Raw genomic sequence first — 2,665 nt, forward strand, 5'->3', positions numbered from 1 at the left:
TCGGTCGCCGCCCATATGCGCAATGCTGCCTCATCAAGGCGACTAGAAAGGGCCAGATATTTTTCTTCTATCGTCAAGATTTCACTCATGTACCAACGATAATCGAATCATTGAAATTGTTCAAGTTCTTTTTGCTTAAATCCTTACTGTATTTTCTCAAGGGTATTTGCCGTGTGTGTGCATTCCTTCTTTCCTGCCATCGCCGCGACTGACCCCTGACGCCGTTGTTGCAGATAGACGCTATTTACTTCAGTTTTACCAAGGCGTTTGCAGTGTGGGAACATCCCCCCTTATCGTTGAATTCCTGGGCTGCACTGGTGCAGACTACATCGATAACGCGGCACGAGCCCTGCTGTACCCAACCTGCTTTGAAGGCTTCGAACGAGATCATGCGTAGTTCGGCAGAATCATGTGGGTCTTTGTAGAGTAAGGATTTATCAATGATTCCGACAATAACAACTGCATGAAGCATGACAGCTTGACTTGCAGGCAAAGAGGCCTCCGAGTGATCCGCAAGTGCAGCCACAGACGCGGCCCGACCGCCGGAAGGACTTTGGTCCACTGACTGCGACGTGCGTACCTTGGAATGAGACCAAAGTTCACCCGACGCGTAAAACGGTCCGCCTCGTTTTAGCCGTTCTTCAATTTTTTCGAGCGTGCAGTCGGCCTGCGTGATCGTGCTCGCTTTAAACGTGTGCGGCAAGAATTTCTCCAGCAGGTGTTCGCGCTGCGTGTTTGTTACGCTTTTCATAATCTCATATGCCGCAGTCACTGCAGGGATCTGGTGTTCGTATTCTCTAAAATTTGTCTTTAGGTCTTTCGACGCGTCACGATAAAAGGCTTTGGCCACTGTGCTGGGTAACGTTCCACCGTGTGTTTCCCTCAGTTGAATCAACATGTTGATATAGCCTTCTGCTGACCCAGACTCAGCCTTTAATTTGTCATGCAAATGCTTGTGATCATTGTGTTGGTCGGCGAGTGTCGGGGGCGCAGCAACGTTCGTAATTGTTTTTCGAAGTTGATGTAGCGCTTTCCACTGTTTTTCAAAATCTGCCGTGCTTCGCAGGTTGTGAAGGGCTACCAGCATTTTGGCGGCATAGTACCAACACGTCGGGCCTCGCTGCGAGTACGGTTCATCATCATTCTTTGCGCCGACGGGGGCGACGTTGAACAGGATTGACATAGAATTTCTACATTAGTTTAGTGGAAACGGGACGATCGCATCTTCTGGATCTTTGCAGTATTCGTGCACCAGCCTTCTTCCGTTTGTTGCGTTCGCACAAGCCCTGCAGCAACTGCGTCGCCCGGACGCCACCGGCCAAGCCGTCAAGCGCGATCCAGGCCTCGCCCAGCCACGCGGCGATCTGCGAATCCTTGCTGCGTTCGGTCAGCGCCCTTTCGCGCAGGCGCACCACTTCCGGCTAGTCCGCCCGCTTGAGCTCACTGGCCCATACGCCGCGCGGCAACATTGGATCGTCCGCGTGGCGGGCGGCGGCCATCGCGTCGTACTCGGGTTCATGCAGCAGCGCTACCCCGCACGGACCGCCATTGTCCAGCGGCTGCAGCAAATACTCCATACTCATCGCGTCTGTCCATTGTTGCTCGCAGCCATCCGCGCTCGTGGCGCCTCTAGCCGGCGCAGAAGGGGGCGCCGACAGGCGCTCCATTTGGAAGCGAGGCGGCGCGGTTTCTGCCGCAGCTGACTCCTTTTGTCAATATAGGCATCAATCGGCGATGTCACCGGTCGCGTTTCCATCCGGCTTATTGCTGCGCATGGTTTCCCGCGACGCGCATCAACCGCGCTATTTCTGGAACAGCCTGCCTGCGTCGCTCAAGGCATCGACCTGTGCCATCTGGGCGTGCGAAAAACGCAGGGCGAAGGGGTCTTCATCCAGAACGGCAATCGCGACCGTGCAGTTGCCGAAAGAAGCGCTGTAGCCTTTTTTCCAGGCCAGCGTGGCGATAGCCTTGGTGACTTCCGCCAGCGTTAGGGGGCGTTCGTCACAGATCCGGAAGCGGCCCAAGCCATAGTTGGGATCGAACAGCAACAGTTTTGTGCCGCCGCGCACCAGCAGACCGACATGATTAGCACGCCAAATCGACCACTTTGTCTTGAACACGGCGTCGCCGAGCGCAAGCATATAGGTGACCGGCCCACTTACCGACGCCGGCACCCAATCGGCCACGCTCATCGCCACGCGGCATACCCGCGCATTAAAGGCCGCTGTGTGGATTTGGTCACAGATATCGGTGCTGTCCTTTGCCTGTGCCAGGAAGTGCTGCAACCCTTCAACGTCGGCCAGTTGCCGCGAATCTTTGCCTTGTGCCGCCAAGCTCAGGAGCGCTTTCCGAGCGCATCCATAGGCAGCCACGAGCCAGTCTTCGGGCTGCGCGTACCCGCCTTCCTGCATATTGGGGATGACGCCGCCAATAGCCGCGGTTATACCGGCGCACCAGCCGTTCTTAAGCTCGGCTTTGATATCATTTCCCTGCGAAAATGCATGAAACTCTTCCAGTGCCAGTTGCATGGCGACCTCCCTAGCCTGAATTTTGCACAAAAAGGGGCAAGAATGCCGTAAGTGATTGATAGAATGGGAGTTATCTAAAAACCTACCCTATCAGCACGAACACACCTTGCCCGACATGAATTCTACCCCAGAGCAGC

General features: G+C 55.1%; 5 protein-coding genes. 1 reads left to right on the plus strand and 4 read right to left on the minus strand.

Translation table 11 applies throughout. The features are described from left to right. A partial coding sequence (locus F1735_RS35950; RefSeq protein WP_222853156.1) for a hypothetical protein occupies positions 1 to 212 on the plus strand: 212 nt, incomplete at its 5' end. 32 nt (positions 213 to 244) lie between these two features. On the opposite strand, the gene F1735_RS32955 is transcribed toward F1735_RS35950, so the two are convergent. The 4 genes from F1735_RS32955 to F1735_RS32970 all read right to left on the minus strand — a co-directional run bounded on the left by F1735_RS32955 (position 245) and on the right by F1735_RS32970 (position 2,528). Next, on the minus strand, positions 245 to 1,183 hold the full coding sequence (locus F1735_RS32955) for a hypothetical protein (protein WP_167241148.1): 939 nt from the start codon (positions 1,181 to 1,183) through the stop codon (positions 245 to 247). Positions 1,184 to 1,190: 7 nt separating this feature from the next. Further along, positions 1,191 to 1,415 carry a type VI secretion system ImpA family N-terminal domain-containing protein gene (locus F1735_RS38365; protein ID WP_373888626.1) on the minus strand — a complete coding sequence of 75 codons (225 nt, stop codon included), beginning with the start codon at positions 1,413 to 1,415 and terminating at the stop codon, positions 1,191 to 1,193. A gap of 6 nt (positions 1,416 to 1,421) precedes the next feature. Next, on the minus strand, positions 1,422 to 1,583 hold the full coding sequence (locus F1735_RS32965) for a hypothetical protein (protein ID WP_167241150.1): 162 nt from the start codon (positions 1,581 to 1,583) through the stop codon (positions 1,422 to 1,424). A 219-nt stretch (positions 1,584 to 1,802) separates the two neighbouring features. Further along, the gene (locus F1735_RS32970) at positions 1,803 to 2,528 is read right to left on the minus strand and encodes a hypothetical protein (RefSeq protein ID WP_167241152.1); all 726 of its coding nucleotides are present in this window, start codon (positions 2,526 to 2,528) and stop codon (positions 1,803 to 1,805) included. Positions 2,529 to 2,665: the final 137 nt, after the last annotated feature.

The sequence above is a fragment of the Massilia genomosp. 1 genome (assembly GCF_011682185.1).
GTDB lineage: Bacteria > Pseudomonadota > Gammaproteobacteria > Burkholderiales > Burkholderiaceae_D > Telluria_A > Telluria_A rubra.

Excerpts from the sequence above, each read along its gene's own strand:
- F1735_RS32965 (WP_167241150.1), bottom strand. The coding sequence starts at position 1,583 with ATGAGTATGGAGTATTTGCTGCAGCCGCTGGACAATGGCGGTCCGTGC.
- F1735_RS32955 (WP_167241148.1), bottom strand. The coding sequence starts at position 1,183 with ATGTCAATCCTGTTCAACGTCGCCCCCGTCGGCGCAAAGAATGATGAT.
- F1735_RS32970 (WP_167241152.1), bottom strand. The coding sequence starts at position 2,528 with ATGCAACTGGCACTGGAAGAGTTTCATGCATTTTCGCAGGGAAATGAT.